Annotated in this window: 11 protein-coding genes; 2 read left to right on the top strand and 9 right to left on the bottom strand. The window is 69.8% G+C overall.

Features of this window, described 5'->3' with window-relative positions:
• Positions 1-5: 5 nt before the first annotated feature.
• The 5 genes from WMF20_RS37765 to WMF20_RS37785 form a co-directional block, all read right to left on the bottom strand.
• A complete protein-coding gene (locus WMF20_RS37765) occupies positions 6-1607 on the bottom strand; it encodes an RHS repeat domain-containing protein (RefSeq protein ID WP_437606631.1) in 1602 nt (533 codons plus the stop codon).
• A gap of 536 nt (positions 1608-2143) precedes the next feature.
• On the bottom strand, positions 2144-2428 hold the full coding sequence (locus WMF20_RS37770) for a hypothetical protein (protein WP_437606632.1): 285 nt from the start codon (positions 2426-2428) through the stop codon (positions 2144-2146).
• A gap of 35 nt (positions 2429-2463) precedes the next feature.
• Entirely contained in the window at positions 2464-9774 is a 7311-nt protein-coding gene (locus tag WMF20_RS37775; RefSeq protein WP_437606633.1) for a SpvB/TcaC N-terminal domain-containing protein, read from the bottom strand.
• Positions 9775-9966: 192 nt separating this feature from the next.
• Positions 9967-10515, bottom strand: coding sequence for a hypothetical protein (locus WMF20_RS37780; protein ID WP_437606634.1), 549 nt, complete (start codon positions 10513-10515; stop codon positions 9967-9969).
• A gap of 39 nt (positions 10516-10554) precedes the next feature.
• Positions 10555-19473 (bottom strand): neuraminidase-like domain-containing protein, encoded by an 8919-nt coding sequence (locus tag WMF20_RS37785; RefSeq protein WP_437606635.1) that lies wholly within the window; start codon positions 19471-19473, stop codon positions 10555-10557.
• A gap of 609 nt (positions 19474-20082) precedes the next feature.
• Here WMF20_RS37785 and WMF20_RS37790 point away from each other — a divergent pair.
• Positions 20083-20697: a hypothetical protein gene (locus WMF20_RS37790; protein WP_437606636.1), complete on the top strand. Its 615-nt coding sequence runs from the start codon at positions 20083-20085 to the stop codon at positions 20695-20697.
• On the top strand, positions 20694-22355 hold the full coding sequence (locus WMF20_RS37795) for a M23 family metallopeptidase (protein WP_437606637.1): 1662 nt from the start codon (positions 20694-20696) through the stop codon (positions 22353-22355). The genes WMF20_RS37790 and WMF20_RS37795 overlap by 4 nt, the downstream gene beginning before the upstream one ends.
• On the opposite strand, the gene WMF20_RS37800 is transcribed toward WMF20_RS37795, so the two are convergent.
• From WMF20_RS37800 to WMF20_RS37815, 4 genes are all read right to left on the bottom strand, one after another.
• Complete coding sequence (locus WMF20_RS37800; RefSeq protein ID WP_437606638.1) at positions 22336-23124, bottom strand: leucine-rich repeat domain-containing protein; 789 nt, start codon at positions 23122-23124, stop codon at positions 22336-22338. The genes WMF20_RS37795 and WMF20_RS37800 overlap by 20 nt on opposite strands.
• Positions 23125-23330: 206 nt before the next feature.
• Positions 23331-23801, bottom strand: a complete 471-nt coding sequence (locus WMF20_RS37805) for a ferritin-like domain-containing protein (RefSeq protein WP_437606639.1) — start codon at positions 23799-23801, stop codon at positions 23331-23333.
• A 462-nt stretch (positions 23802-24263) separates the two neighbouring features.
• Positions 24264-24482 carry a hypothetical protein gene (locus WMF20_RS37810; RefSeq protein ID WP_044989269.1) on the bottom strand — a complete coding sequence of 73 codons (219 nt, stop codon included), beginning with the start codon at positions 24480-24482 and terminating at the stop codon, positions 24264-24266.
• Between the two features lie 103 nt (positions 24483-24585).
• A complete protein-coding gene (locus WMF20_RS37815) occupies positions 24586-25662 on the bottom strand; it encodes a ferritin-like domain-containing protein (RefSeq protein ID WP_437606640.1) in 1077 nt (358 codons plus the stop codon).
• Between the last annotated feature and the right edge of the window lie 21 nt (positions 25663-25683).

Here is a 25683-nt window from a genome sequence, read left to right on the forward strand (position 1 = left end):
CACGTTCATAGGTAGACGTACTGCTCCGTGTAGTTCCTCAGCGCCTGCGGGTCGTTCGGGTGCGGCAGCGACTGGATCGGAAGGTCGTTCTGGTCCCGCGGCGCGTCCGACAGCCCGCCCGCGTGCTCCCGCCCCGTCGCCTCGATCAGCCGGTAAACCGCATCGTACACGTACTGCGCGCTCGGCGACACCACGTCGTTGTTGAAGAACACCGTCTGCTGCGCGCTGTCCCCGATCTCCACGATGTTACCGACCGGGTCGTACACGTACCTCAGGTTCTGCAGCACCGTGCTGTCCGAGCTCCGCGTCGTCTTCAGGCGCGTGAGCCGGTACGTCAACGGGTCATACGTATAATCCGTGAAGGTGCCGTTGCCATACTCGATCCGCTCGCGCTGCCCCTTCGCGTCGTAGTCGATGTCGTCCACGAACGTCGTCCACGCCACCGCGCCGCGAATCCTCGCCTCCACCCGCTCCAGCAGCCCCGCCTCGTTGTACGTCGGCTTCACCTCGCTCGCGTCCGGCGCCGTCACGCTCGTCGGCCGGTTCAACGCGTCGTACGCCGTCTGCGTCTCGAAGCTCTCGATCTCCAACAACGGCTCGGCCGCCGTCGCGATGGCGGACACATCCGTCAGCCCCGCCAGCGCCGACCAGTCAGCGTCCGCGTGCACGTCACTGCGCAGCCGCCGCGACGCTTGCAGCACGTTGCCCTTGAAGTCGTACGCCTGGCTCGTCACCACACCCGCGCCATCATACACCTGGTACGGTCGACCGCGCAGGTTCAGCGACGTCGCCTGCGGATGCGCTTCGCCATAGACGTAACGGCGCGCCACCCGCTCGCTGCCCGAGCCCAGCTGCACGTGCTCGTGCGTCGGCCGGCGCAGCCCATCGTACGACGAGCGGTAGGCGAACCCTCGCCCGTTCCATGCCCGCAGCCGCTGGCCGGTCGCGCCCGCCAGCATCCGCCGCTCCCCGCCGTCGTTGCTGTTCTGAACCAGCAGCTGCCCGCCCAGCCCGAACCGATGCTGCATCGCCAGGTTGCCGCGCGCGTCGGTGATCGCGAGCGGCTGACCCTCGATATCCAGCGCGCTCTGCGTGACGTACTGCCCTTCAGCCCCATTGTCCGCCACGGCGCGGAACACCCGCCCCAGCGCGTCCAGGTGGCTCACCGCCGGCGTCCCGGCGTGCGCCGCAGCGAGCTCCGCCGCCCGCCGCTTCGGGTCGCCCGCAGCCAGCGCCTGGCGCGCCGCGTACCACGCGCTCTCCAGCACCGTGTCGTTCGGATCGTGCGACGTCTGCTTCCACGCGTCGAACTCCACCCGCGAGAACGTGCCGTTCGGCAGGTCGGTCCGGATGAGCCGGCCGAGCGGATCGTACCGCAGGATCGGCGTGACCCCCCACTCCACGAGCTCCGCCTCATCCTCGTACTCGTACGTCGCGCTGAAGAACGGCTCGTACTGCTTGACCGGATTCCCCTTGTTGTCCAGCACCGTGCGCCCGGTGCCGACCCAGCGCGGCGTCGCGTGCGACAAGACCAGGTCGCCCTGTGCGTCGTGCACCAGCGCGCCGGTCCCGTCGCGCTCGGGCGCCAGCCCCGGCTCCGCATTCACCTTGCGCAGCACCTCGTTGCCCGAGCCGTCGGAGTACGTATACGTGTCCAGCGAGCGGTAATGTGTCGCGACGCATTACCGCTCTGCGGACATCTGTTCGTGTTCAGGAATCGGCGAGGCGACTAGATCCGTGTCTTGTTCTGGGATCGCACAAGCAGCAAGGGGGCTGGCCGCGCGAGCGGCTGGACGAACTCTGCCCGACGTGTGGGCGCGAGCGTCGCTCGCGGCGCCGGCCACCGGCGACGCCGACGCGTCCTGAACGACGCCGACCCTCATCTTCGTGGCGGGGGAGAGCAACTTTCGTGGCGGGGGAGAGCACCTCGCCGACCCTCTCACGTCCGCCTGCGTCCGCCCGGGCCATGGGCAGATGCCGCCCGCGCCCAACATGGTCGAACCCGGCGCGACCTGCAAGGGGTCGCGTCCATGGCGATGGCCGGGCGCTTACGGCGCAAGCGCCAACCCGGCGCCACCGCCGGCGGCCCCCCGCCTTCTGGTGCCTCGAGCGATCGAGGACTCAACGACAATCTGAGCTTGTTTCAGCTCTGATCAGAACAAGCGCCCTTCAGGCGCGCCCTCATGAACGCCTTTCGAATCTTGGGATCGAAGCGATCGCCCACGAGCACGCCCGCGTCGAGCATCCGCCGGACAACCTCTGCCTTGATCGCCCTGCTCTCAATGATGACCATGCAGTTGCCCCTGAGATCCACGACGATGTACCTGTCGGCGAAATCGGGCGCGCTCGCATCGATTTCCTCCAGTGTATAGCAATACCTATCGGTACTCCAGAACGACTCAAACCCCTTCAGCGCTTCCTCGTCCATGACACTTCCTCGCTTTGCTGCCACGGTCACCGCGGTCACTGTTTCTTCCGTCGATCTCCAAATGGAATCACATTATTGTCGTACTCGATCACGCGAGAGATGTTCTGCGGAGACCCTTTTTCCTTGTTATCCTTCAGCCACTGTTTGTCGTCAGTGCTCGGGCCATAGTCCTTCGAGTCATCCTTGGGGTGGGTGTGGGAGATCAGCCGGATGTTCGATCCCATGGGCACCCTCACGAAGTCGCGTGTCCCGGAGTAGAGATAATATCTCCCACCTCCACCGTTTTTGTCGCCCCCGGTACGATAGACGAGCGCGAACTCGACGCCGAAGACTCTCTGGAGTGTCAACATCTCTGTGGGGGTGAGTCGGCGAGATATCTCGACGCCTCCGTCTCCTGGCGCCTTGTAGACGGCGACCTCGCCCTTGCCGTGGTTCAGCACGACCAAATCCGCCCCCGTCGTGCTACGCGAGAGGCGAAGCTTCCCCTCCCGGTCCACCTCCGCATACCACGCCGTCGACTCGGGCGAGGTCGATCCTCCCTTGCCTCCGGAACTCAGTCGCCCGCTGCTCGACTTCGACTCCGCCGCGCGCCGGGAACTCGAGCGCGCAGCATGGACGAGCTGTCCGGTAGCCAGCGCCGTGGCACCAAAACTTCCGGCGCCCTTGATCTTCTCCGGATCTTGCTGTCCCATGGCGACCGCAGCGGAAGCGCCAGCCCCATAGCCGGGGACCAGCCGCCCGTTCTCCACGATCTCATTGAAGTCTTCCAGGGTAAGGCGGCGAGCGGGCGGATCGGTGCTGCCTGGCTGTGCGGTCGGCCCCGAACTGGTGGTCTCTTGCCCCATCCCGAACGCCTTCTCCATTCGACGCGTATGCGCGAAGTGCTCCGGGAGCTTGGCGTAAGTTGGCGTGTCAACGTGAGGATACTTCTTCAAAAAATCAGGATACGAAAGCGTATGGTAGTCGGCCTCGATCTGATGTTCTTGGTCCAGCATCGTCGGTCTGGACTCATGGCCGGATGGGTCGTCGCGAACGCTCGGAGACGAGCGAGCATATTGATAGAGATTGATGCCATCCACCATTCCCGCTGGATCCGCGCTCGTCCATCGGCCCAACCACGGCGCGTAGTACCTCGCCCCGTGATAGTAGAGCCCCGTCTCCTCGTCCTTCTCCTTCCCCGTGTACCTGTACCTCTTCCGTGATACCTCGATCCCCGACGCCGCCGACCAGTACGCCGTGGTCCCGTAGGGGTGGTACTCCTCGTACCCGATCACCAGCCCCGCCCCATCGACCTCCAGCGACGCCGACCCGAGGTGGTTGTCGAGCTGGTAGCGCACCCGCGGCGTCACCGTGAACGGCCCCGACGTGTCCACCGTCTTCGTCTCCACCATCGCCACCCGCCGCGCGCCATCCATCACGTGCAGCGTCTGCCGCTCCAGCTCCAGCCCCGAGCTGTTGCGCCTCCGGTACACCTCGTAGCCGCCGAGGTAGATGCGCTCCTCCACCAGCCCGCTGTGCTCCCACACCTTGCGCACGCGCTGCCCCGCAGCATCGTAGTCGTAATAAACATCGCCCCCGCCGCCGAGATCCGTGCTCCGCACCTGGTCGTTCTCGTCCCAGGTCAGCGCCGTGATGTGCGGCATCGACGTCATGTTGCCGTGCGCGTCATGCGCATAGGTGCGGAACGGCCCGTGCTCCGGGTCCCCGGTCGTGCTCGTCAGCCGGTTGTTCGCCGTCTCGTACGCATACCACCGCGTCCAGCTCCCCAGCCCGGCCTGGTGCACCCACTGGTGCACCATCCGCAGCAGGTTGCCCACTGCGTCATAGACGTACTGCTCCGTATAGTTCCTCAGCGCCTGCGGGTCGTTCGGGTGCGGCAGCGACTGGATCGGAAGGTCGTTCTGGTCGCGCGGCGCGTCCGACAGCCCGCCCGCGTGCTCCCGCCCCGTCGCCTCGATCAGCCGGTAGACCGCGTCGTACACGTACTGCGCGCTCGGCGACACCACATCATTGTTGAAGAACACCGTCTGCTGCGCGCTGTCCCCGATCTCCACGATGTTCCCGACCGGGTCGTACACGTACCTCAGGTTCTGCAACACCGTGCTGTCCGAGCTCCGCGTCGTCCTCAGGCGCGTGAGCCGGTACGTCAGCGGATCATACGTGTACGCCGTGAAGGTGCCGTTGCCATACTCGATCCGCTCGCGCTGCCCCTTCGCGTCGTAGTCGATGTCGTCCACGAACGTCGTCCACGCCACCGCGCCGCGAATCCGCGCCTCCACACGCTCCAGCAGCCCCGCCTCGTTGTACGTCGGCTTCACCTCGCTCGCGTCTGGCGCCGTCACGCTCGTCGGCCGGTTCAGCGCGTCGTACGCCGTCTGCGTCCCGAAGCTCTCGATCTCCAACAATGGGTCGGCCGCCGTCGCGATGGCGGACACATCCGTCAGCGCCGCCAGCACCGACCAGTCGGCGTCCGCGTGCACGTCGCTGCGCAGCCGCCGCGACGCTTGCAGCACGTTGCCCTTGAAGTCGTACGCCTGGCTCGTCACCACACCCGCGCCATCATACACCTGGTACGGTCGACCGCGCAGGTTCAGCGACGTCGCCTGCGGATGCGCTTCGCCGTAGACGTAACGGCGCGCCACCCGCTCGCTGCCCGAGCCCAGCTGCACGTGCTCGTGCGTCGGCCGGCGCAGGACATCGTACGACGAGCGGTAGGCGAATCCCCGCTCGTTCCACGCCCGCAGCCGCTGTCCCGTCGCGCCCGCCAGCATCCGCCGCTCGCCGCCGTCGTTGCTGTTCTGATACAGCAGCTGCCCGCCCAGCCCGAACCGATGCTGCATCGCCAGGTTGCCGCGCGCGTCGGTGATCGCGAGCGGCTGACCCTCGATATCCAGCGTGCTCTGCGTGACGTACTGCCCTTCAGCCCCATTGTCCGCCACGGCGCGGAACACCCGCCCCAGCGCGTCCAGGTGGCTCACCGCCGGCGTCCCGGCGTGCGCCGCCGCGAGCTCCGCCGCCCGCCGCTCCGGGTCGCCTGCAGCCAGCGCCTGGCGCGCCGCGTACCACGCGCTCTCCAGCACCGTGTCGTTCGGATCGTGCGACGTCTGCTTCCACGCGTCGAACTCCACCCGCGAGAACGTGCCGTTCGGCAGGTCGGTCCGGATGAGCCGGCCGAGCGGGTCGTACCGCAGGATCGGCGTGACCCCCCACTCCACGAGCTCCGCCTCATCCTCGTACTCGTACGTCGCGCTGAAGAACGGCTCGTACTGCTTGACCGGATTGCCCTTGTTGTCCAGCACCGTGCGCCCGGTGCCGACCCAGCGCGGCGTCGCGTGCGAGAAGACCAGGTCGCCCTGCGCGTCGTGCACCAGCGCGCCGGTCCCGTCGCGCTCGGGCGCCAGCCCCGGCTCCGCATTCACCTTGCGCAGCACCTCGTTGCCCGAGCCGTCGGAGTACGTATACGTGTCCAGCCAGCGCGTGTTGCCAGCGCCGTGCTGCTCACGGGCGCGGGCGTGCACCACGTTCGGCTTGCCGGTGAGCACGAATCGCTCGAGGTCGTACGCGAACGTGGCCGTCGGATCCTCGAGCGTGTCGCCCTCGCCGGCCCCCGGCTTGCCCATCACCGCCAAGAGCGTGACCCTGCCCAGCGCGTCGAAGCGCACCTCGCTCACGTTGCCGTTGGCATCGGTGAGCTGCCACGGGGCGAGGACGCGGTAGTCGGGGACGGCAATCACGGCGTTGCTCAGAGGATCTGTCACTTGGGTCACGAGCAGGCGATACGCATCATAAACGACCTGCGACGTATTGCCGAACGGATCGACGAACGCCGTCGGCTGGTAGAAGTGGGCCGCCGAAGGCACCGCCCGCCCCGAGGACACCCAGTAGTCCACGTCGCCCGAGAGCTGCAGGTAGCCGCCCTCCGCAAGCACGCCGCTCGTGACGCTGGCTCCGAACACCGACGTGATCAGCGCGGGCGTGAGGATCTTGGCGTAGCTCTCATACGGCAGCGCCCTGCCGCCGACCTCGCCGAACGGCAGCGGCCCCGTGAGATCGTCGCTCCAGTACCTCGTGCGCGTGTGCTGCAACAGGCGCTTCTCGAAGCCCCCGCTCGGCGTCCCGTCGTAAGCGAGGTCCGTCGCCTCGTCCGCCGCGTCGAGGACGTCCTGGAACGCGAGCACGCCCTCCTCGCCGAGCGGCAGGCCGTGCAGCTCGTAGGTCCGGCTCCCGGTCGGAACCCCGATGCGATAAGCACCCTCCTCATCGGGAACCAGGTGCACCACGTCGTGCTCCGTCAGCGTCGCCTTCCCCTCCTCCTGCTCGGGGAACGCCGCCCACGCCGCCCGGCGGCGATACCCGATCTGTGCCGTCCGCTTGACCGCGCCGTGGTTGTCGACCTCCAGCGTGAGCGCGTGCGCGACACGCGGATCGCTCTCGTTGCGCTCGTAATGGTACTCCAGCGCCTCGCGCGGATGGGCGAAGAACACGGCGTGCGCACCGCCCACCGCGGGCTGAAGCCGCCGGAGCCCATAGCTGCTCTCCGCGACGACGTACGGACGCGGCTCCTCCGCCGAGCCGTCGAGCGCATAGACCTCCTGGCGGAGGGGCCGCCCCTTGAGCGCCCGGCACGCCTCGCGCATCTCCACGGCGCTGAGCCCCTCGGCAAGCACCGTATCCTCCAGGCGAACCGCCCCTGCGTCGCCGGCGTAATACTCGCTCTCGTACTGCGCCGAGATCTTCGCCCCCTCGATCCAGGCGCCGGTATGAAACCACGTCTTCGTCAGCACCGGCGGCAGGTGCAGCTCGGGATCGGCGTTCGCCGCGGGCGGCGCGAAGCCCGTCCCGCTGAACGCCGAGAACGACTCCGTGTCCCGCTGCTCCACCATGCCGAAGCCGCGCATCTCCCGCTCCACCCCGTCGTAGTCGCCGTGGTGGTAAGCATACGTCGTCACGAAACGATGCCGCGAGACCGCGTCGAACACCTCGACGCGCTCGATGACGTGCACCACGAACGGCAGCTTCGTCACCCACGGCCGGCCCGCCGCCCGGTCGGCGAGGTAGAACTTCGTCGACGGGGCATACGTCACCGTCGTGGTTCTGCCGAGGTTGTTGGCGACCGACGTCAACAGATGCGGCTTTTTGCTCCCGAGCAGATCGATGTAGCGCACCGCCGGGCGCGCCCCGGGCAGCGACGAGGCCCACACCAGGCACCCGGTCCCGGAGCCGAGCAGATCGATCACGTCGACCGCCGCGAGCTCGCTCACGTCCGGCAGCCGCGGCAGGACCACCGGCTCGGCCAGCGTGTTGCCGGCGTTGTTCGCATAGAAGCGCGCGCCGTCCACGTGCAAATAAACGATGTCGGTCGTCCCCGAGCCGTCCACGTCCGCGAGCCGGATGCGCTTCGGGTCGAAGCGGCCTTCGTGGTCGAACCGCATGCTGCCGCCCATCTGCACCTTGGCGCCGAAGCGGCAATGACCGAGGTTGGGCCAGTAACACACGTTGCCGTTCCGGATCCGCACCAGGTCGACCAGCCCGTCCCCGCTCATGTCGGCCAGGAAGATGCTCTGCGCCGCGTCGGCGAAGACGAGCGATGGCCCGCGCTCCTCGTCGCTCGGGCGCGCGATCGTGATCGGCCGGTCGAAGCCGCCCTTCGCGAGCGACGGATACCACGTGAACGTGTCAGGCCCCGTGATCAGGATGTCCTCGTGCCCGTCGCCGTTCAGATCGATGAGACGGACGTTCGGGTCGCTCCAGTCGACGTTCGGCTGCGACGCGAACGGCCGGAACGCCGCCCAACCAGCGTCCGTGCGGTCGAAGTAGCCCGCCACCGGCCGCTCGAACACCACCATCTCCTTGCGCCCGTCCCCGTCGACGTCGAGCAGCTGCCCGCCGTTCAGGACCGCCGGCCGAGACGGCAGCGGCCGCGCCGGGGACAGGAGGCCCCCGCCGAGGTTCTGCTTGTAATACAGCGCCTCGCCCTCCTCGATCAGCACGCCGGGCAGCGCCTCTCCGTCGAGATCGACCCACCGCCGCCCAGCCCCCATCGTGCCGCTGGGCAGGCCGCGCAGACTCTCGGGGTCGAGCGACTTCACCTCGCGGTGAATCACCGGCTCGCTGTACGTCAGCGCGATCGGCGGGAGCGCCTCGCGGCTGTACGCCTGCGTCTGCGGATCGCGGACGTAGCCGGCCTGCGTCGCGGTGGCGAGCCGCGTCAGGTAAGCGTTCTCCGCATAGGTGAGATCGAGCGACCGCACGAGGCACGGCGCCTCGCCGAGCTCGGACATCTTGTGAAACATCAGCACGCGACGGCAGAGCCGGTACGTGCGGATCTCGAAGCCGGCGCGGTACACGGAGAACGGGTCCTGGCGGACCGGCCACGAAGCGCTCTCCTCGGGCGTGGGCGCCTCGGCGTCGTGCTCGCCGTAATCGAAGACGACCTCGAACAGGCTGCTCTCCGCGTCGCCCGGCACGATGTTCCCGTAGCGGACGCGCTTGAGATAGCGGTTCGCGACCGCCGCGCGGCCCGCGTGGCGGTGGCCCTCCGCCGCCTCGTCGCGCGCAACGCCGGTCAGGTCCTCCGCCTTGTACGCGTAGGCCACGACATTGCCCTTGTCGTCCCGCGTCTCCTCCAGCAGCCACGAGAAGATGCGCTCCGGCCTGGCCGGGTCGGCAATCCGCGCCTCCGGGCTCCGCCCGTACACGCTCGTGACGTTGTCCGGCGTCGTCGCCGTCCAGTACACGTTCCCGCTCGCCTTCACCTCGCGGCGCTCGATCCGCGCGAACGCGCCCTCCACGCGGGGACGGTAGCGGATCACCTTCTCGCTCTCGGTCTCGTACCGATCGAGCTCGGCTCCGTCGATCGACCGCGCGGGCACGAGATCCTCCGCGCCGGACAGCACGAACACGTCGCTCTCGTGCGCGTCGTCGTAACGCGGAAGGCCCTTGTCGGTCTTCCGCGCGATGCGCGGAATCGACAGCTGCCAGCCGGCGCCGAACGGGCCGTTGCCAGCTCCCGAGTCGTACGTCACCGCCATCGCTGGCCCGAACCCGGCGCGACCGGGGCTCAGCGGCAGCGGGATCGAGAACGACCCCGTGCCCGTCACCGGGTTCGCGGAGAATTTCTCATCCACCCCGCGGATCGCGCCGCCGCCCTTCGGCAGCGCGGGCGCGGGCAGCTCCGGCGCCTTCGGCGCGCCGGGGAGGCCCTTCGGAGCCTCGGTGTCTTTACCGGACCCCGCCCGGGCGGCGGACGCGGGGTCTCGGCTCTTGCCGCGCGCTCCGGCGTCCGGCGCGGCCGGTGATGCCGCCTGCGCAACGATGGTTTCCTTCTTGGGCTCACGAGCGTTCATGCGTCTCCCTCTTCCCACGGCAAGGGGCGGCCCACGCGCCCGGAGCGACTCGCTCCGGCACCACGGCGTCGGCCGCCGAGTCCGTGAGCGGCGCCGGGCCAGCGCCGCTCACGGACGGTTCGAGCTCTCCACGGCCCTGTCCTCGTCGCCCGGTCCCCCCGGGACAAGGGCTCGTCCCCTCGGCGGGCAGCGCTACTTGTAGAACACGTTCACGATCATCGTGTTCACCCCGGGCGCGGAGGTGTTGTTGTCGGACGCGGCGGCGGTCGCGCCGATCCCGATGCCGTTCGCGAACGCAATGCCGTTCGTGTGCTCGGCCGAGACCACCTGCCCGGCCGGCACCATGAGCGTCAAGGCAGGCTCGGTCGTGCCGACGGTCGGGGTCGCCGCCGTGTTGTAGAGCTTCACGAACGCGACGCTCGAGCCCCAGTTGGCCAGGTGCCAGCCGAACACCTGTCCGGCGGAGCTCTTCACGCTCTGCCCCGTGTCGCTCAGGCTGACGTTGCGGTAGACCGAGAGCCCACCTGCGGTGTCCGGCTTCACATGGACCGCGCCGACCGTGTTGGCGCCGGCCGGGAGCGACCCGACCAGGCCCACCGGCAGCGGATTGTTCTGCGAGACGTCGACGGCGGTGCCGTCCACGCCCGTCTGTACCTTGGCGCGCAGGACGTGGACGCCGAGGATCTCATCGGTGGCGAGGAGCGTGCCCGCGCCCTGAGGAAGCGTGATGTTGTCCGACATGGTCGTTGACTCCTTGGTGTTCGATCGCGGGTGCGTCCTCTACGATTGCGGCAGCTGCTCGGTGCGGTAGTCGCAGAGCAGATAGATGTCCTGAAGCGTGTGGTTGAGCCGGTTGTCCGTCCTGAGCTTGTCCGCTATCGCGCTGACCTCGGCGCTGGTCACGCTGAGCGTCCAGGTACCGAGATCCCACGAGCCGCCGGGCGCGGTCGGGCTCAAGGTGACGCTCTTGCCCATATTGCACTCGCCCTCTCCCAGGTAGTTCGGGAGCGAGAGCGCAGCCGCCGCGGCTCCCGGCGGCGTCACGTGGCCGCTGAGCGTACCTCCACTCGAGTAGAACTTCTCACCGCTCCACCGCGCATAGAAGGTGACGCCCGTCAGCACGGTCTTCTGTGTCGCCGGCGCGTAAGGGAACATCTCCGGCGTGAGCGGGATCGAGAGCTCCTGGGGCGCGCTCGAGCTCGCCGGCGCCATGAACCGGGCCCACTCGGCCGGCAGCTCGGAACGCAGGCTGAAGAGCCGGCGCCGCACCGGCGGGTGTTCGTCGTAGTGATCGTTCGCCGCTTCCGCGAGGGCGCCGTTCGAGCGCGCCGTGTACCGGATGTGAAGGATCACGTCGCTCACCGCCGCGATGTCGAAGCGGTTGTTCGCCGCGGGGAGCTCGATCTTGTAGGTGCCGAGCACGCCCGCGCCCTCGAACGGGAGATACCGCTCGTCGCGCAGGTTCGTCTCGAACAGGCCCGCGTCGTTCACCCCGTTGCTGGTCGTGATCACGTCCGTCAGCGGAACGAGATCCGCCCGGAAGTTCGGCCCGTCGGCGTAGGCGCCTTCCACCACCGAGCTCCTCCGCACCTTGGTGCCGCTCAGCGTGAGCGTGCAGTTCACGCCCGCGTACGGGCCGGTCACGGTCGGGATCGTGACCGCGACCGATTTGATGCGCCGGAAGTAGTGCCCCGGATGGTCGAGGTCGAACACCGCCTCTGGCAGCTCGAACTCGCACGTCCCGGTCTCCCGGAGCTCGATGAGCTGCTCGGGCGCGACCTCGGCGAGCGAGACGTGCTTCACGAGCTCCGCCTCGCGCGGCGTCTGCTCCAGGAACGCGACCTCCAGGCGGCGGAGGTCGTGCTGGAGCCGCTCGCCGGCGAGCAGGCCCTGCTTCAGGCTGTCCCACGCGCCGAAGCGCACCATGGCGGGCGTGCCGTCGGACGTGCCGAGCTCGAACCGGAGCGCCCGCTCCGCCCGCTTCGCCATGTCGTAGGCCAGCGTATACGTCTGGTAGTGGACGGTCGACAGCTCCGCCACCATCCAGTCGTACAGCTCCTCGGTCGTGCGCTTCCTGTCCTGGAGGAACTCGAGCACCTCGCGCGCCTGCTCGGTCTGTCGATCGTGGTTCTTGAGCTCCACCTCGGCCACCGCGGCGCGGATCTTCGCGGCGACGATCTGCTTCTCGAGCCCCTGCATCTCCTTCGCCGCGAGCCGCTCCTGCAGCGCCCAGTCCTCGGCGCGCCGCTCGTATCCGGCCAGCGTGGAGGCGATCGACGCGCCCTCGCGCAGCGCTCCGGCGACCATGGAGAGCACGTTCGACGCCGCCTCGATCGGAGCGCCCGAGGCCTGCCCCCCGATCGTGGTGAGGGCGACCGGGCTCCCGAACGCGCCGGCGCCGCCGAACGTCACCGGAGGGATCGCCTCGACGCCGGGCGCAACGGCGGCGACCGCCTGCGCCACGAGCCCGAGCTCCATGCCAAAGACGCTCATGGCCAACGCCGCCTGCTCCGCCGCGCTGATCCGCGGCAGGTTCGCGTAGTGGTCGCGGCGGAGCTGCGCCGTCTCGAGCGACCGCTCCAGCGAGGCGACGGTCGCCTGGGCCTCCTTGACCTGCTGCGCCTTGACCTCGCGCACCGCCGCGAGCAGCTCGACCTCGTGGCCCGAGCGCAGCCGCGCGATCGCCTCGCCGTCCTTCTTCTCCATGGCGGCGAGCAGCGCGGCCCCGAGCCCCGCCACCGCGCCGCAGAGCTCCATCGCCTTCGCGTGCAGCACCTGGAAGCGGTAGGGGAGCCGCGGGGAGCTCGCCTCGTTGAGCACCGTCGCGAGGTCCACGCCGAGCGCCCTCGCCTGCACGAGCAGCATCGGATCGATGGGCGGCTCGAACAGGGGCAGCGTCCGGACCACGCCCTCGATGCTCATCGAGTGTCGGATCTTGAAGAGCCGATCGGCGACCGTGTCCCACAGCCTCGAGAGCGCCTCGTCGCGGGGCACGCAGAAGTAGAGCTCGCCGAGGTCGATCGCCCGCTCGAAGAACGTGCGGCGCAGCAGATCCATCAGCGAGCTGGCCACGAGGCTCTCCGCCTCGACGCGGGACCGGGACTGGACCACGGGGTCGGAGAGGTCGCCGAGCCCGAGCGCCTCGAGCTGCCAGTAGTTCCGCGGCGTCACCGCGTCCTTCCGCTCGATGCGCACCGGGCGCCGGCCGAGGAGGTTGCCGGCCAGGATGTACAGCTGCGTCGCCTCGTTGAGCGACTCGATAGTCTCGCGCCGGAAGAGCTGATCGCCCCAGGCGATCAGGTTCTCGACGTACTTCATCACCACCGCCTTCTGGTAGGCGATCGGCCGCATCCGCGCGACGATGTGCGGATTGAACGGGTCCTTCCGCCACGCCTCGATCTGCGCGACGAGATCGACCTTCTCCGGCTCGTCGTCCTGGGTCGTCAGGAGCGAGCTCAGCAGCCTGGCCATCGTGCCCTGCTGCGAGGGCGACAGATCCCGGATCTCCTCCTCGATCGAGGCGAGATCCCTGTTCTCGCGGAACGGCCGCACGTTCCAGAAGCGCTCGGGCGACGGGGCCGGATCGCCCGTGGTCGGGTCGAAGATGAAGTGGAACCAGCGCTGTGCCTCGGCGTGCCGGCCGCTCTGCATCAGCCGCAGGGCGATGAGCAACGGCGCGTGGAAGAACAGCTCCCAGTTGTAGAGCGAGTACGCGCCCTGGAACGAGAAGTCGACCTCCTCCTTCGGATACGGCGTGAGCACATTGGCGGGCTCCGGGGCGTAGCGCTCCTCGAAGAACTCGCGGGAGCTGAGCTGGAGCGGCTTGGGCCGGTGGACCGACCACTTGAGCAGCCCGTCCACCCCGGCGCGCTGCAGCTCCTTGCGGAACAGGCAGACGTAGGGGTGATAGAAGGACGTGAACCGGTATCGCTTCGCGTCTTCGTGGACGTGCGCGAGGCGAATCAAGATGGGCGCCTCCCTCGCCCAGTCGGCCGCCGCCGGCCCCGCGCGCATGGCGAGCACGGCATCGTTCTTGGCGACGTCGCCGTACGCCGTGATCCCGGGCTGGACGTTCACGGTATACCATTCGGTGTGCGCGGTCAGGACGAGCTCGGCGAGGAACGTCGAGCTCGCGTCCTTGTAGAAGAAGAACGGCGCGCCGTCCCAAGCGCTGTCTTCCCTGGACCCACTGCCGATCTCGCGGGGAATGAGCGCGCGGTACGGGATGCTGTAGCCGAACAGCCTGATCCAATTTTGGAGGCCATTGAGCCTGATCGGAACGAACAGCTCGGTCGGACCAGCGAGGACCACGTGCTGCCCCCGAAAGACGGTGTCCCCGGGGAACGCCGGATAGAAGTCCTTGGACTCTACATAAAGCCTGCTGAAATCAGTGCCCTCCAGCGACCCGCAGGCGTTGTGCGCGAAGTACCCGAGGCGAGTGCCGGCGCGGGCCGGGATGTGTATCGCCGCGATGCGGGGCGGCTCCTGCGCGTCGCCGCGCTCCACGAACAGCGAGATGAAGTCGGGGTCCCCAGGCGACTGCAGCGTCACCTCCGAGCCGCCGCTCATGCGGCGCGCGCCCCAGGCGCCGTTGCGGCGCTCGCTCCATGCGAGGCGGATGTGATTGCTCGTCTCCGCCTGCTCGCCCGCGCCGTCGGGCATCTGCTGGGGCGGCACGGCGCGCTCCTCGATGATCGCCCAGAACAGGTGCGGGCGACGATCCACCACGTTGAGCAGGACCCTGTCCCCCTCGATGTCGAGATCGATGGGCTCCCAGGGGGTCCAGGACAGCCCGTCCACCCGCGTGCGGTAGAAGTACTTGTACGGCTGGGCCGCGGTGCGGCCGACGACGTGGAGCACGTCGATGGGGAGGTGCGTCGTGTCGCCATCTTCCTGCTGGTGGAAGGCGGACACGATCTCGAGGTTCGCGACCTCGTCGAGCTTGTCGAGGTACCGCTCGAACGCGCGCTCCGCGGCGTCGTCGGTGATGTCGTTCTGCCGGAGCTCGTTCTCGAGAGCCTTGAAGAACGGCGACTTGTCGTCGCGCAGCGACGGGTCGAGGTACATCTCCGGCTGGAGCAGGACCTTGCGGCTCGCCTCCCAGACGCGGTAGCTCTTGCGCCACGCCCACTCGCGCGCCGCCTCCTCCGGGAGCGCCAGCTCTGCCTCCAGGTTCAAGAACGCGCGCTGCACGAACGTCTGCACCGAGCCGATGGCCTGCTTCAGGCGCGAGGTGATCACCGCGGGGCTCGTCTCGACGTCCACGAGCAGGTTGGCGAACAGGTCGTCGCTGTCCTCGTATCCTCGCTTCGCCACGAGGTACGCCACCAGCGACGACCTGAGCCGCTCGCGCAGCACGTCGCGCAGCGGCGGCGCCACCCTGGCCCAGTCGGCGTCGGAGTACTTCGCCTTCGCGGCCCGGACGATGCTCTCGACGGGCACGGGGCCGTCCGACACGATCGCGCTCTCCCACGCGAACGCCTGGGCGGCCGATACGCCGAGCCGCTTCAGCATCACCATCACGCGACGCACGAGCCCGACGGCATAGACCTGCTGCGAGGAGGCATCCGGGTTGAGCAGGATGTTGCGGACGCTAAGCACCTCCGCCACGTCGACCGCGGGCCAGCCCATGGCGGCGGCCACGTCCGCGGGCTCCTCCTCGAACAGGCTCACCAGCGACGGGTTCGGCCCGACGAGCTGGGAGCGGAGCGCGACGAAATCCACGAGCTGCTCCCAGCGCTCGAACCACGTCGAGCCGGTGTCGTTGAGCTCGGCGCGCGGCAGCTGGTCGAGGTTGATCACCGGCCAGTCGTGGGCGAACAGCACGTCGATCTCGTCGGCGCTCAGCCCGAGCTGCTGCACGAGGGCCGCGGCCCTGGCCAGGTGCCGGTAGGCGGCGAGCTGCGCGGCGCGCAGGCCGAGGTCCTCGAGCGACGGCGGCGGCGAGGCGGGCAGCTCGTCGGGCAGCGAGAACGCGCTGCCGAGCGGCGAGCTGCCGTTCTCGTCCGTCCGGGTCAGGATGTCCGTGAGCAGCAGGTGCATCGACCGCGCGTCCAGCTTCAGCGCCGCGGCGAGCGTGTCCTCGACGAGGGCCGCCTCGGCCTCGCTGTCCAGGCCGCCGTTCTTGCCGCGCAGCGCCAGCAGCGCGCCGAACATCTGCTCGAGCACGGGGGTCGCGGCCTCGTCCGTGACGGCGATCCGCGCGCGCGGGGACGACCGCATCCGGAAGATGACCTCGAGGTCGGCGGGCGACAGCCCCGAGCGCCGAACGCGCTCGACCGTGTCCAGGAAGCGCAGCGTGCGCTCGGGGTCGTCGGCCTCGAACGGCTTGTAGGCGCTCAGGTTGTAGATGACGAGGAAATCGGGCAGCGACAGCCGCGTCGCCCGCGCAAAGGTCACGATGCGGTGGAGCTTCGCGAGCGCCTCCAGCGCGGGGACCGCCTCGGTCATGGGGACGAGGACGGGGAGACCGAGCCCCGAGTTCTCGGTGAGCAGCGCCAGCTCCTCCCGGCTGATGCGGAGGCCGGCGAGGATCGCTGGCGTGTGGTCGGTGAGCAGGTCGGCGGCCGAGAGGCCGGCGACGCTCGGCAGCGCGAGCGCGGCGTCGACCGGGTTGGTCACGGTCCTGTTCTGGAAGAGCTGCTCGTAGAACGAGGGCGTCTCGCCGGCATCGCGGCGCTGGGTGTCGAGCGGCCCGAACCAGCTCGCGAGCACCGCGATCGGCAGCGAGATGCCCCGGTCGGCGCGCAGCGCCTGGATCACCGCGATCACGCGGAGCGCGCGGTTGTTCACGAGGTCGGTGCCGCTGGGCGCGCACGCGGCCAGCGCCTGATCGAGCTCGCGGATCGACCAGCCGAGCCGCAGCCGGAGCCGCAGGAAGCGGTGCAGGAAGTCCAGATCGCTCAGATCGCCGCTCAGGCCGCCGATGGTCTGCTCCTCGATCTTGCAGCTCCCCGCGGGCTCGATCGTCGGCGACCCGAAGCGATGGAGCACGGAGGTCTCGAGCAGATCGCGCAGCTCGTCGTAGGACAGCCCCGAGCGCTTGAGGAACTCCGGCACGTTGAGCAGCCCGCCGGGGACCCAGCCGACGCCCCAGGCGCTCGCCAGGGTCACGCCCGAGATCGGCTCACCGCGGATCAGCCGGAGCTCGCGCCATGAAAGCCCGAGCCGGAAGGCGGCCATGTTCTCGGGCTCCAAGCTCTCCGGGCTGTGCCAGCTCGACCTCAGCTCGGACATGAACGCGTGCAGGGGCACGCCGAGGTGCTCGAGATAGACGCGCGCCTCGTGGAGCCGGTGGTGATACGGCAAGCTGAGGGGGAAGTCGCTCCTCGAGAGGCGCTCGTAAGCGTCCTCGTGCCAGTCCTCCTCGCCGCTGGGCGGGTTCGGCATGGCCGCGAGGTCCTCGGCGGTGCCGACGGTCGCGATGTGCTCCGGGAAGGCGGGCGGGGCCTCGTTCTCCTCCAGGGTCTCGCCCACGAAGGCGTGGACGAGGATCTCGTTCACCAGGTCGACGTACGGCAGCGGCGTGTCGGCGTTCTCGCAGGTGAGGTCGATCCGGCCGATGTCCGGGCGCCGCCCGGGGAGCGACGGCGTCGCGCCCGGCGCGCTGCCGAGGAGCAGCTCCTTCGCGGTCCACTTGGTGCTGCCGCTCTTCGTGATCTCGGAGTAGTAACGATCGAGGAAGTGGAGGAGGTCGACGAGGTACGCCGCCGGGCCGTAGACCGAGGCGCAGTGCGCGCACGCGCACGCGTCGGTCGAGCCGAAGAGCTCCTCGTAGGTCGCGAACCCTGGCGCCGCCTGGCTCGCGCGGCCCGCGGGGTCGGGCAGGACGTGGGCCGAGCTCTGGTTGAAGGCCGTGCCGAACTTGAGCGCCAGCGCGAGCGCAACATCGGAGACGGCGGTCGCCTTGTCGTAGATGTCGTCCGCGATCTCGGCACCTCCGAGGGCAGCGCCGAACTCGGCGCCGAACCGGAGCCGGCCGCGGCGGGCGATCTCCCGCGCCGACTTGAGCCCGCCGTCGAGCAGCACCTTCGCCTCCTCGTACTTGGGTGTCAGCTTGTACAGCCGCTCGACCGCCTTGAGCTCGCGCTTCGCGGCGGCGGGGTTGGAGAGCCCCGTGAACGCCCCCGGGTTCGACGCGATGAAGTGGCCGGCGCGCGTCTTGCCGAGCTGGAACGAAGGGTTGTTGTTGAAGAAGGTCGGCAGCTCGCTCCCGCCGACCCCAGCGATCGCGGACGCGACCGCCTTCGACGGGAACGCCACCTCCAGGGCGCGCCGGATGACCTTGGCGTAGGTCGCGCGCCGCTCGGCCACCGTCGCGCCGGGCGTGTCGTCCGGGGTGTTGATGGGCGAGCCGTTGCGCTGGAGGGCGAAAATCGCGATCCAGTCGGCCTCGCTGTAGGCCGCGAGGTCCTTGAGGTCATTGAACTGGTTGTCGTGCCAGCGATCCCACAGCTCCGAGATGAGCGGGAAGTGATAGCGCGTGAGCGCGCCCAGCTGCAGCAGGAGCTTGAGCCGCGGGATGAGGAGCGCGCCCTCGCCCTGGTACGCGGGCAGGGACGCGAGGTGGGTCCAGAAGGCCTCGGGCGTGCCATCGAACGCCATGTACTCGGCGATGAAGTCCTGCGTGTAGGCCCCGCCCAGCTCGAGATCGAGGAGCTGACCGAGGTTGCAGGTCGCTCCCGGGGGCGGCGCCTCCGTGGCGAGGTCGACGGCGGCCTGGGTGAGGAGATCGACGATGCTATCGCTGACCTCGCGGCCGACGATGTTCGCCGCCTTCGCCTCGTCGAGCACGCGGCTCAGCGTGGCTTTCGGGTACGAAAGGAGCCCGCGCTTGGTGGTCGGCAAGCCCATGCGGACGAAGGGGTAATAAGGCTCGGCCGACTCGTTGACGCCGACGGACGTCATGAGCGACTCGGCCCCGACGAGCGCCTCGACCTTCCCGCGCTCCACCTCGGTCGCCTTTGCGACAAAATCGACCTGCTCGGCCTGGAGGTCTCCGAGGAACACCCCCTGCGTATGGGCCGCGGTGCGGGACTTGACCTGCAGCAGCTCCGAGGGGCCGCGGTCTTCCTGGTCCTGGCTGGTGATCAGGTCGACGACCGCGGTCGACGGGGCGCGGACGATCAGCGCGGAGCGGCCCAGCTCCTGGTTCGACCCGTTGTAGACGATCACCCGGAGATCCGGCCGTTGCTTGCCGGACGCCAGGATGGTCGCATAGGAGATCTTGTAATGGCCCGACGCGTCGGTCGTCGACGAGCCGATCTCGCTTTGTGACGTCAGCTTCACGTCGTAGGCGCGCACCATCAAGTTCGCGACGGCCGCGCCTTGCTCGTTCCTCACATTGCCGCGCACGGTCGCGGTGGCCGGAGCGCGCTTGGTCGAGGTCAGCGCGAGGTCCACCTCGATCCGGAGGGTGGCGGGCGTCGGCGACAGCTTCCATTGCGTGTAGCGCGTGACGTACTCCTCGTTCCCGAGCGCGAACGCGCGGAGCGCGGCCACCGGCTCCCGCCCCTGGAAGTGACGATCCACATCGTCCTGGTCGAGCGATATCTCGAAATCGCCGTTCTGGTTGGTCACGGCGACGGCGACGAGATCCGTGTTGACCTCCGCGCTGTCCCACGCCTCGACACGCACACTTCCGACGCCCCGTTCGCTCTTGGCTCGAACGACCCGACCGGAGAGTTTATACTTTCTCATGCGAGCTCCCTTCGATTCCATGGTCAAGAACCACCCAAGTGGCGCAAGTTTCAGCCGCCGCGGTCGATGCGCCTTGTCGCCGACGGTGAGCAGCGGAGGACACGGGGAGAGCCGCCCCTGGGGCGAGCGGCGCGCGGATCGCCGCGCCGCTCGCTCCGTGCGAGCCCCCCCCTCGCCCATCCGCGAGGAATCAGCTGCTTCCTATCGATCCCCTGTTTCAGCCCTTGCGCGCGTCAGCACCCCGCCGCGGACGCGCCTGCAACACGTGATTTGAACTACCACGGAGCGTCTCGTTGGAAAGCTCGAAACACGTTCCCGACATTCGGCGATCCCGGGGTAGCTCCGCGCCTCACGCGCAACCGACGCTCGTCTGTTTCATGCTGTCGCCGGACGAGCGCGGCCGCATGGCTGCTGCCATGAGCTCACGCACGCATGGAAGGCGTGGTGTCGTTCGACGCGCCCGCACCCATGACGCGCCGTCACGGGCGCCTCGCGCGGAGCGTCAAGTCGCCCCGGTCACATCCTTGCGACATCTTGCGCGCTACGCCATCTCTTGACCATGGCCGCGGCTCTTCGACTACACTCGTGGGTCCCCTTCCGCGAGGTTCCATGCGCGGCGTTCCCACGGTTGTCGTTGTCCTCCTCTCTCTCTCTGTCGTGTTCGCCGCGTGCGACCAGGCCGCGCCTCCCTCCGAGGCGCCGCGCGATCCGGCCGCCGCCCAGCCGCTCGTCGCCACGGCGGCGCCGGTGATCGCCCCCGTCACCTGGCCACCGGCCGCCTCGGTCGACCGCGGCGCGCTCGCGGCGCTGCCCGAGGCGGCGGCCCACACCGCCAGGATCTCGCAGGTCCCGGTGCTCGTGCCGTCCCGGCGCGAGCTCCTCGCGGCGCCGGTCCTCGTGGCCAAGGAGCACTGGACGTCGTTCTGGGCAAAGACGGCGTCGATCACCGTCTCGCTCACCATGACCCGCCTCGCACGCAAATATCCGGGTATTCCACCTTTCCAAGGAACCCACGCCGTGCGCGGAGCGCCCGCGCTCATCACGGCGAACGAGGGCATCTGGACCGCGTCCTGGCTCGAGAACGGCGTCACCTACGCGCTCGACGTCGAGTGCGCGTCGCCGGAGGCCCCGGCCTGCGCCTCGGACGCGCTCCTCCGCGAGCTCGCCGCGGAGCTCGTCTACGTGGGCGGCGTCGGCGCGAAGACGGCGGGAGACAGGCCATGAGCGCGCCGCTCCACCCGCGCCGCCTCCATCGCCGCCGCCCCGCCGCGCCGGCCCCGCTCGTCGCCGCGGCGGCGCTCGCGCTCTTGCCGACCGCGGCCGCGGCCGATCCGTTCTCCTATCATCCGGCCGGCGAGCTCGTCCCCGGCTCGGGCGAGGGGCGCGCCGACGGCGTCGTGTACGCGCCCGCCATGCGCTTTCCCCTCGAGGAGGGCCCGGCATTCGCCAACTCCCAGGTGTACAGCAAAGGCGGGAGCGCCGGCCCGCGCGGGGGGCAGTGCGACGCGGACAACTACGCCTATCCGTGGCGCGACAACTTCTGCGAGTCGCGGTCGTGGGCGATGCCGCTCTGCCCCTCCGGGGCGGGTCATCAAGGGCAGGACGTCCGGCCGCCCACGTGCGAGGCGGGCAAATACTGGGTGGTCGCGGTGGCCGACGGCATCATCACGAGCATCGGCGGCTACTCGGTGTACCTGACCGGCGAGGACGGGACTCGCTACGACTACCTCCACATGTCCGATGTCCAGGTCTCGGTGGGACAGGGCGTGTCGCGCGGCGAGCGCATCGGCAAGGTCTCCAACGTCTTCGGCGGCACGCCGACGACGATTCACCTGCACTTCAACGTGCGACAGCCGTTGAGCGGCGTCGGCATGGTCTATGTGCCGCCCTACACCTCGCTCGTGGCCTCGTACCAGGCGCTCATCAACGAGCCCCCCGAGGGCGTCCTCGAGACCGCGGGCTGCGACGGTATCCGCGGCTGGACCCGCGATCCGGACGCCGAGGGCGCGCCGGGCAGCGCGCGGCTCTACTTCGACGCCGCGGCGACCGACGCGGGCGCCGAGGGCCACACCCGCCCTGCGGACCGGCGCCGGGACGACCTCTGCGAGCCGCTCGGCTCGTGCGCGCACGGCTTCGAGGCGCCGATGCCGCTCAGCCTGCTCGGGGGCGAGCACGCGGTCCGCGCCTACGGCGTCGACGCGCTGAGCGGCGAGGAGGTCGAGCTCGAGGGCAGCCCGAGGGCGCTCGCGTGCCCGCTCGAGCTGCCGGGCGGCGTGCGGCGGCCGCTCGGCGGCGCCGGGGCGCTGGACGCCTGGCGGCTCTCGCGGTTCTGGGACGTCGCCAGCGCGCCGGACGCGGCGCTCGAGGCGCTCCCCGAGGGCGACGCGTTCCCGCCGTCGCCGCTGCTCGTGCGCGGCGACGGCGCGGCGTCCGTGTGGCTGGTCGACGGCGCCGCGCGGCGGGCCGTGCCGGACGCGGCGGTCGCCGCGGCGTGGCGGCTCGATCCGGACGAGGCCGTCGTGTGGCCGGCGGCGCGGCTCGCGGCCCTGCCGCTCGGCCCGGCGCTGCCGCCGCGCCCCTTCCTGGCGCAGGGCTCCACGCCGGCGCTCTACGTCATCGACGCGCTCATCGACGCGCCGCCGCTGGGCGAAGGCGGCGGCGGCGCCGCCGGCGGCTCCGGCGGCGCGGCGGGCGCAGGAGGGGCGGCGGACGACGGGCCCCTCATGAACGGCGCCGTCCACGGCGAGCTCGGCTGCGCGTGCGGCGCGGCCGACGCGGGCGGCGCCGCGGCGCGCTGGCCGCTCGGGCTCTTCGCCGCGGCGGCGGCGCTCGGCGCGGCGCGGCGGCGCGCGGCCGGGCGCGTCAGCCCTCGTGGATCTTGATCCCCGGGATGCTCCGGAGCGGGCTCGCGTCGTCGACCCGCGAGCCCTCGAGGTACACGTTCTTGAGGCTCTTGAGCTCCCGGAGCGGCGACACGTCGCTCACCCGCGTCCGCTTCATCTGGAGCATCTCGAGCTTCTTCAAGCCGGCGAGCGGGCGCAGATCCGTCACCTCGGTCTCGTCGATCTGGAGCTCGGTCAGGTTGGTGAGGCCGGCGAGCGGGGAGAGGTCCTCCACGGGCGTGCGGCCGATGTCGAGCCGGTCGAGCTTGACGAGCCCGGCGAGCGGGGAGAGGTCCTTGACCAGCGTGGCCGACACGCGCAGCGACTCCAGCCGGAGCAGGCCCTTGATCGGGCGGAGATCGTCGATCTTGCCCGGCGGCAGGTAAAGCCCTTTGACGCCCGTGAGCTCGGGGAAGAGGCAGGGATCGAGCTCGTCGAGCCCCTGGGCGTCGGACAGGTTCATGGTCTTGATGTTCTTGAGCTCGGCGCGCTTGATCGGCCCCTCGGGCTTCTGGAGCTGCTGCCGCACCCGCGCCTCGAGCGCCGGATGCGAGAACGTCACCGGGTCGCTCTTCGTGCACACGACCTCTCTCTTCGGCGGCGCCGGCGCGCTGGCCGCGGCCGCGGGGCTCGCGGCGGGCGGCGCGGCGGCGGGCGCCTGCGCGGCGGGGGCGGCGGAGGCCGCAGGAGCGGCGGGCTTCTGGGGCTCGTCGCAGCCCAGGAGGGAGACGGCGAGGCCAAGGGAGGCAAGGACCAGGGGGCGAATCATCGCGGCGATGATACACGAGACGGCGAAAGAAAACCGCCGCCCCCAAAGCGCGCTCCGGGGCGAATCGCCGAGCTCCGACAGGGCCTCCGCGCCCGCAGCGGAGATCGCGTGGACGCGAATCGACTCCGAGCGTCAATCTTCGATCCGGACGGAGTCATCGTCGGCATCGTCGTTGGTTGCGCATTGGTTGCGCACCGGCGCGCTCGCTACAGCGGCAGGAGCAGGAGCCCTTGCCGGGCGTCGAGCTGCTCCGCGAACCACTCCCGATGACGCCGCTCCACCGCGAGCGACTGCCGGAGGAGGTCCCGCGCGCGGTCGGAGAGGCCTTCCCGGGACGATATCATCCTCTCGTAGGCAGCGCAGCTGTCTTCCTCGTAATGCCTCATCGCCTCCAGGATGGCGCGTTCTCCGGCCATCCCGTTCGTCAGCGCTTTGCTCTTCAGCTTGGGTCGGACGGCGCTCTCGACGGGCGGATCGCCGAGCTCGTGGGCCAGGGCGGCGAGCTCCTCGAGGTGGCGCTCGTGATCGCTCAAGAAGCTCGCGAGCCGGCCCTTGTCGCCTGGGCGGCTCATCCGCGAGAGGGCCGCTCGGAGCGCGTCCACCGCGGACCAATTGAGCTCGATGAGTTCAGTCAAGGACCCGATGAACGCGGCCTCGCCGCCGATCACGGACGCCATGGAATATCGCTCCTCTCGACCCGGAAGCTGCGCCGCCCGGGAAGTAGGACGCGGGCGGGTGCTTCTCCAGGTCTTCGATGCTCGCAAGCCCGGTGCCGGACCCCGCCTGTGCAGCGGCTATCCATCGCGCCGCGCGCGCCGTCCAGGAACCGCGCGCCTTTCCACGCTCGTCGCCGGGCGGCCGTGCCCGCGACGGCCTCTCCGGGCCTCGCACGCACGGCGGATGCGAAGGCGCAGCCCAGATCGAGGCCGCGCGGCGCGCGCCGGGTCAGGACCGCGCCGTGAAACGCCGAGGGCGCAGGAAGCGTGATCGCGCCGGCCGGAGCGGCGCGGCTTGAGAGCGTCCTGGACGTGAGCGCGCCTCGGCGCCCGGAGGAGCGGAGGCCGCGCCGCCGAGGTCGGGAGAGGGTGAGCTGATCGGTGGAAGGGAGAGGGCGGGCAGCCCCAGCGAAGGAGGCGAGGCTACTTCTTGCCGAAGAGGCCGCCGAGGGAGCTCGCGAGGCCGCCCACGTCCAGGTTGGCGATGGCGGGGGCGGCGGCGCCGAGCGCGGTGTCGACGTGGGCCGCGAGCGGAGCGGGGAGCTTCGCTTTGAGGAAATTGACCACCGTCTCCACGGCCACGCGGGCCTTGTCTTCCGAGATGCCCACCTTCTCCGCGACCTGTCGTACCAGCTCGTCCATGGCCTCGACGCTCATCCTTTCTGCGCGCGACCCGCGCATCCGGGGAGAGCATCCACGCGCCGATCCGCGCCGGCAAGGGAATTCCGCGCCCGCCGGCGCGGGCTCAGGGCTGGAACGGCGGCGCGGCGGTGGGGCCGTCCGGGTTCGCCGGATCGACCAGGTGCTGCACGACCTGCTGCGCGACGAGCTTCAGCTCGAACATGATGCCGAGCGCGCTGTTGAACATCTCCGGTCGACCGTTCCACGTGGCCTCGAGCGCGTCGAGCAGGCGGAGGTAGGCGTCGTAGAACGCCCCGCCGGTGAAGCCGGCGGCCGACGTGGGCGAGTAATCGCTCAAGCGGGCGTTCTCGGGGAACCTGTGGACCCGGCTCGCGTCGAGCGGCACCGGCGCGCCGGTGTAGGACCACCCCGAGGGCGCGGACTTGTCGGCGACGAGCCGGTGCCCGAACGCGATCTCGCCGAACTTGAAGTAATGGGCCATCTCGTTGCCGCCGGCGTGGGGGTTGATCGGATCCTGGCCGACGTTGGCCCCCTCGCCCTGGCGGATGATGGTGCGGAGCGCGGCCTCGGCGCTCGCCAGATCGCGCACCCGGCACGTCGGATCGCCCGGTACGCTCGACGGGAACCAGCGCGAGAGATCGAGCTGGCGCTCGAGGCGCGGGTCCCCGAACGGGTCCTGTCCGCTCTGCACCAGCCGCTCCAGCGATTCGATGACCGCGTTGTAGAAATCGCCGATAGAGCCGTACCCCTTCGCCTTGTTCTCGGCGATCCGCTGCGCGATCTTCGGATCCTCGCCGGGCAGGACCGCGGTCGTGTCGGGGCGCTCGATCGCCATGAACACGTTCTTGAGCTGCGCCGTCGTGAGCGATCCGAGCGAGACGGTCAGCTCGGGGTCGATCGACATCGGCAGGGGTCCTGGGTATTCGAGCGCCAGCCCGAGCTTGCGGATCGGCGGATTGCCGCCGAGCGCGACCGCGGTGTTGGCGGCGAGCGCCATGTGCAGCATCTCCTCGACCACCACCGCTTGCACGAGGACGCGCGCCTCGTCATTGGCGCCCGGCTGGAGCGAGAAGACGCCCGTCAGGTACGGCGGCAGCGTCGAGAGCTCCAGCTGGACGGCGCCCTCGAGGGCGGCGATCACGTCGGTGGCGTCCCGGGCCTCGCGGACCCGGGCGATCATGGTTTTATTGACGACGAGCAT

Source organism: Sorangium sp. So ce834, from assembly GCF_051521425.1.
Taxonomy (GTDB): Bacteria; Myxococcota_A; Polyangia; order Polyangiales; family Polyangiaceae; genus Sorangium; species Sorangium cellulosum_D.

Coding starts and splice junctions, on each gene's coding strand:
- WMF20_RS37770 (WP_437606632.1), bottom strand. CDS start 2,428: ATGGACGAGGAAGCGCTGAAGGGGTTTGAGTCGTTCTGGAGTACCGAT.
- WMF20_RS37775 (WP_437606633.1), bottom strand. CDS start 9,774: ATGAACGCTCGTGAGCCCAAGAAGGAAACCATCGTTGCGCAGGCGGCA.
- WMF20_RS37780 (WP_437606634.1), bottom strand. CDS start 10,515: ATGTCGGACAACATCACGCTTCCTCAGGGCGCGGGCACGCTCCTCGCC.
- WMF20_RS37785 (WP_437606635.1), bottom strand. CDS start 19,473: ATGAGAAAGTATAAACTCTCCGGTCGGGTCGTTCGAGCCAAGAGCGAA.
- WMF20_RS37790 (WP_437606636.1), top strand. CDS start 20,083: ATGCGCGGCGTTCCCACGGTTGTCGTTGTCCTCCTCTCTCTCTCTGTC.
- WMF20_RS37795 (WP_437606637.1), top strand. CDS start 20,694: ATGAGCGCGCCGCTCCACCCGCGCCGCCTCCATCGCCGCCGCCCCGCC.
- WMF20_RS37800 (WP_437606638.1), bottom strand. CDS start 23,124: ATGATTCGCCCCCTGGTCCTTGCCTCCCTTGGCCTCGCCGTCTCCCTC.
- WMF20_RS37805 (WP_437606639.1), bottom strand. CDS start 23,801: ATGGCGTCCGTGATCGGCGGCGAGGCCGCGTTCATCGGGTCCTTGACT.
- WMF20_RS37810 (WP_044989269.1), bottom strand. CDS start 24,482: ATGGACGAGCTGGTACGACAGGTCGCGGAGAAGGTGGGCATCTCGGAA.
- WMF20_RS37815 (WP_437606640.1), bottom strand. CDS start 25,662: ATGATCGCCCGGGTCCGCGAGGCCCGGGACGCCACCGACGTGATCGCC.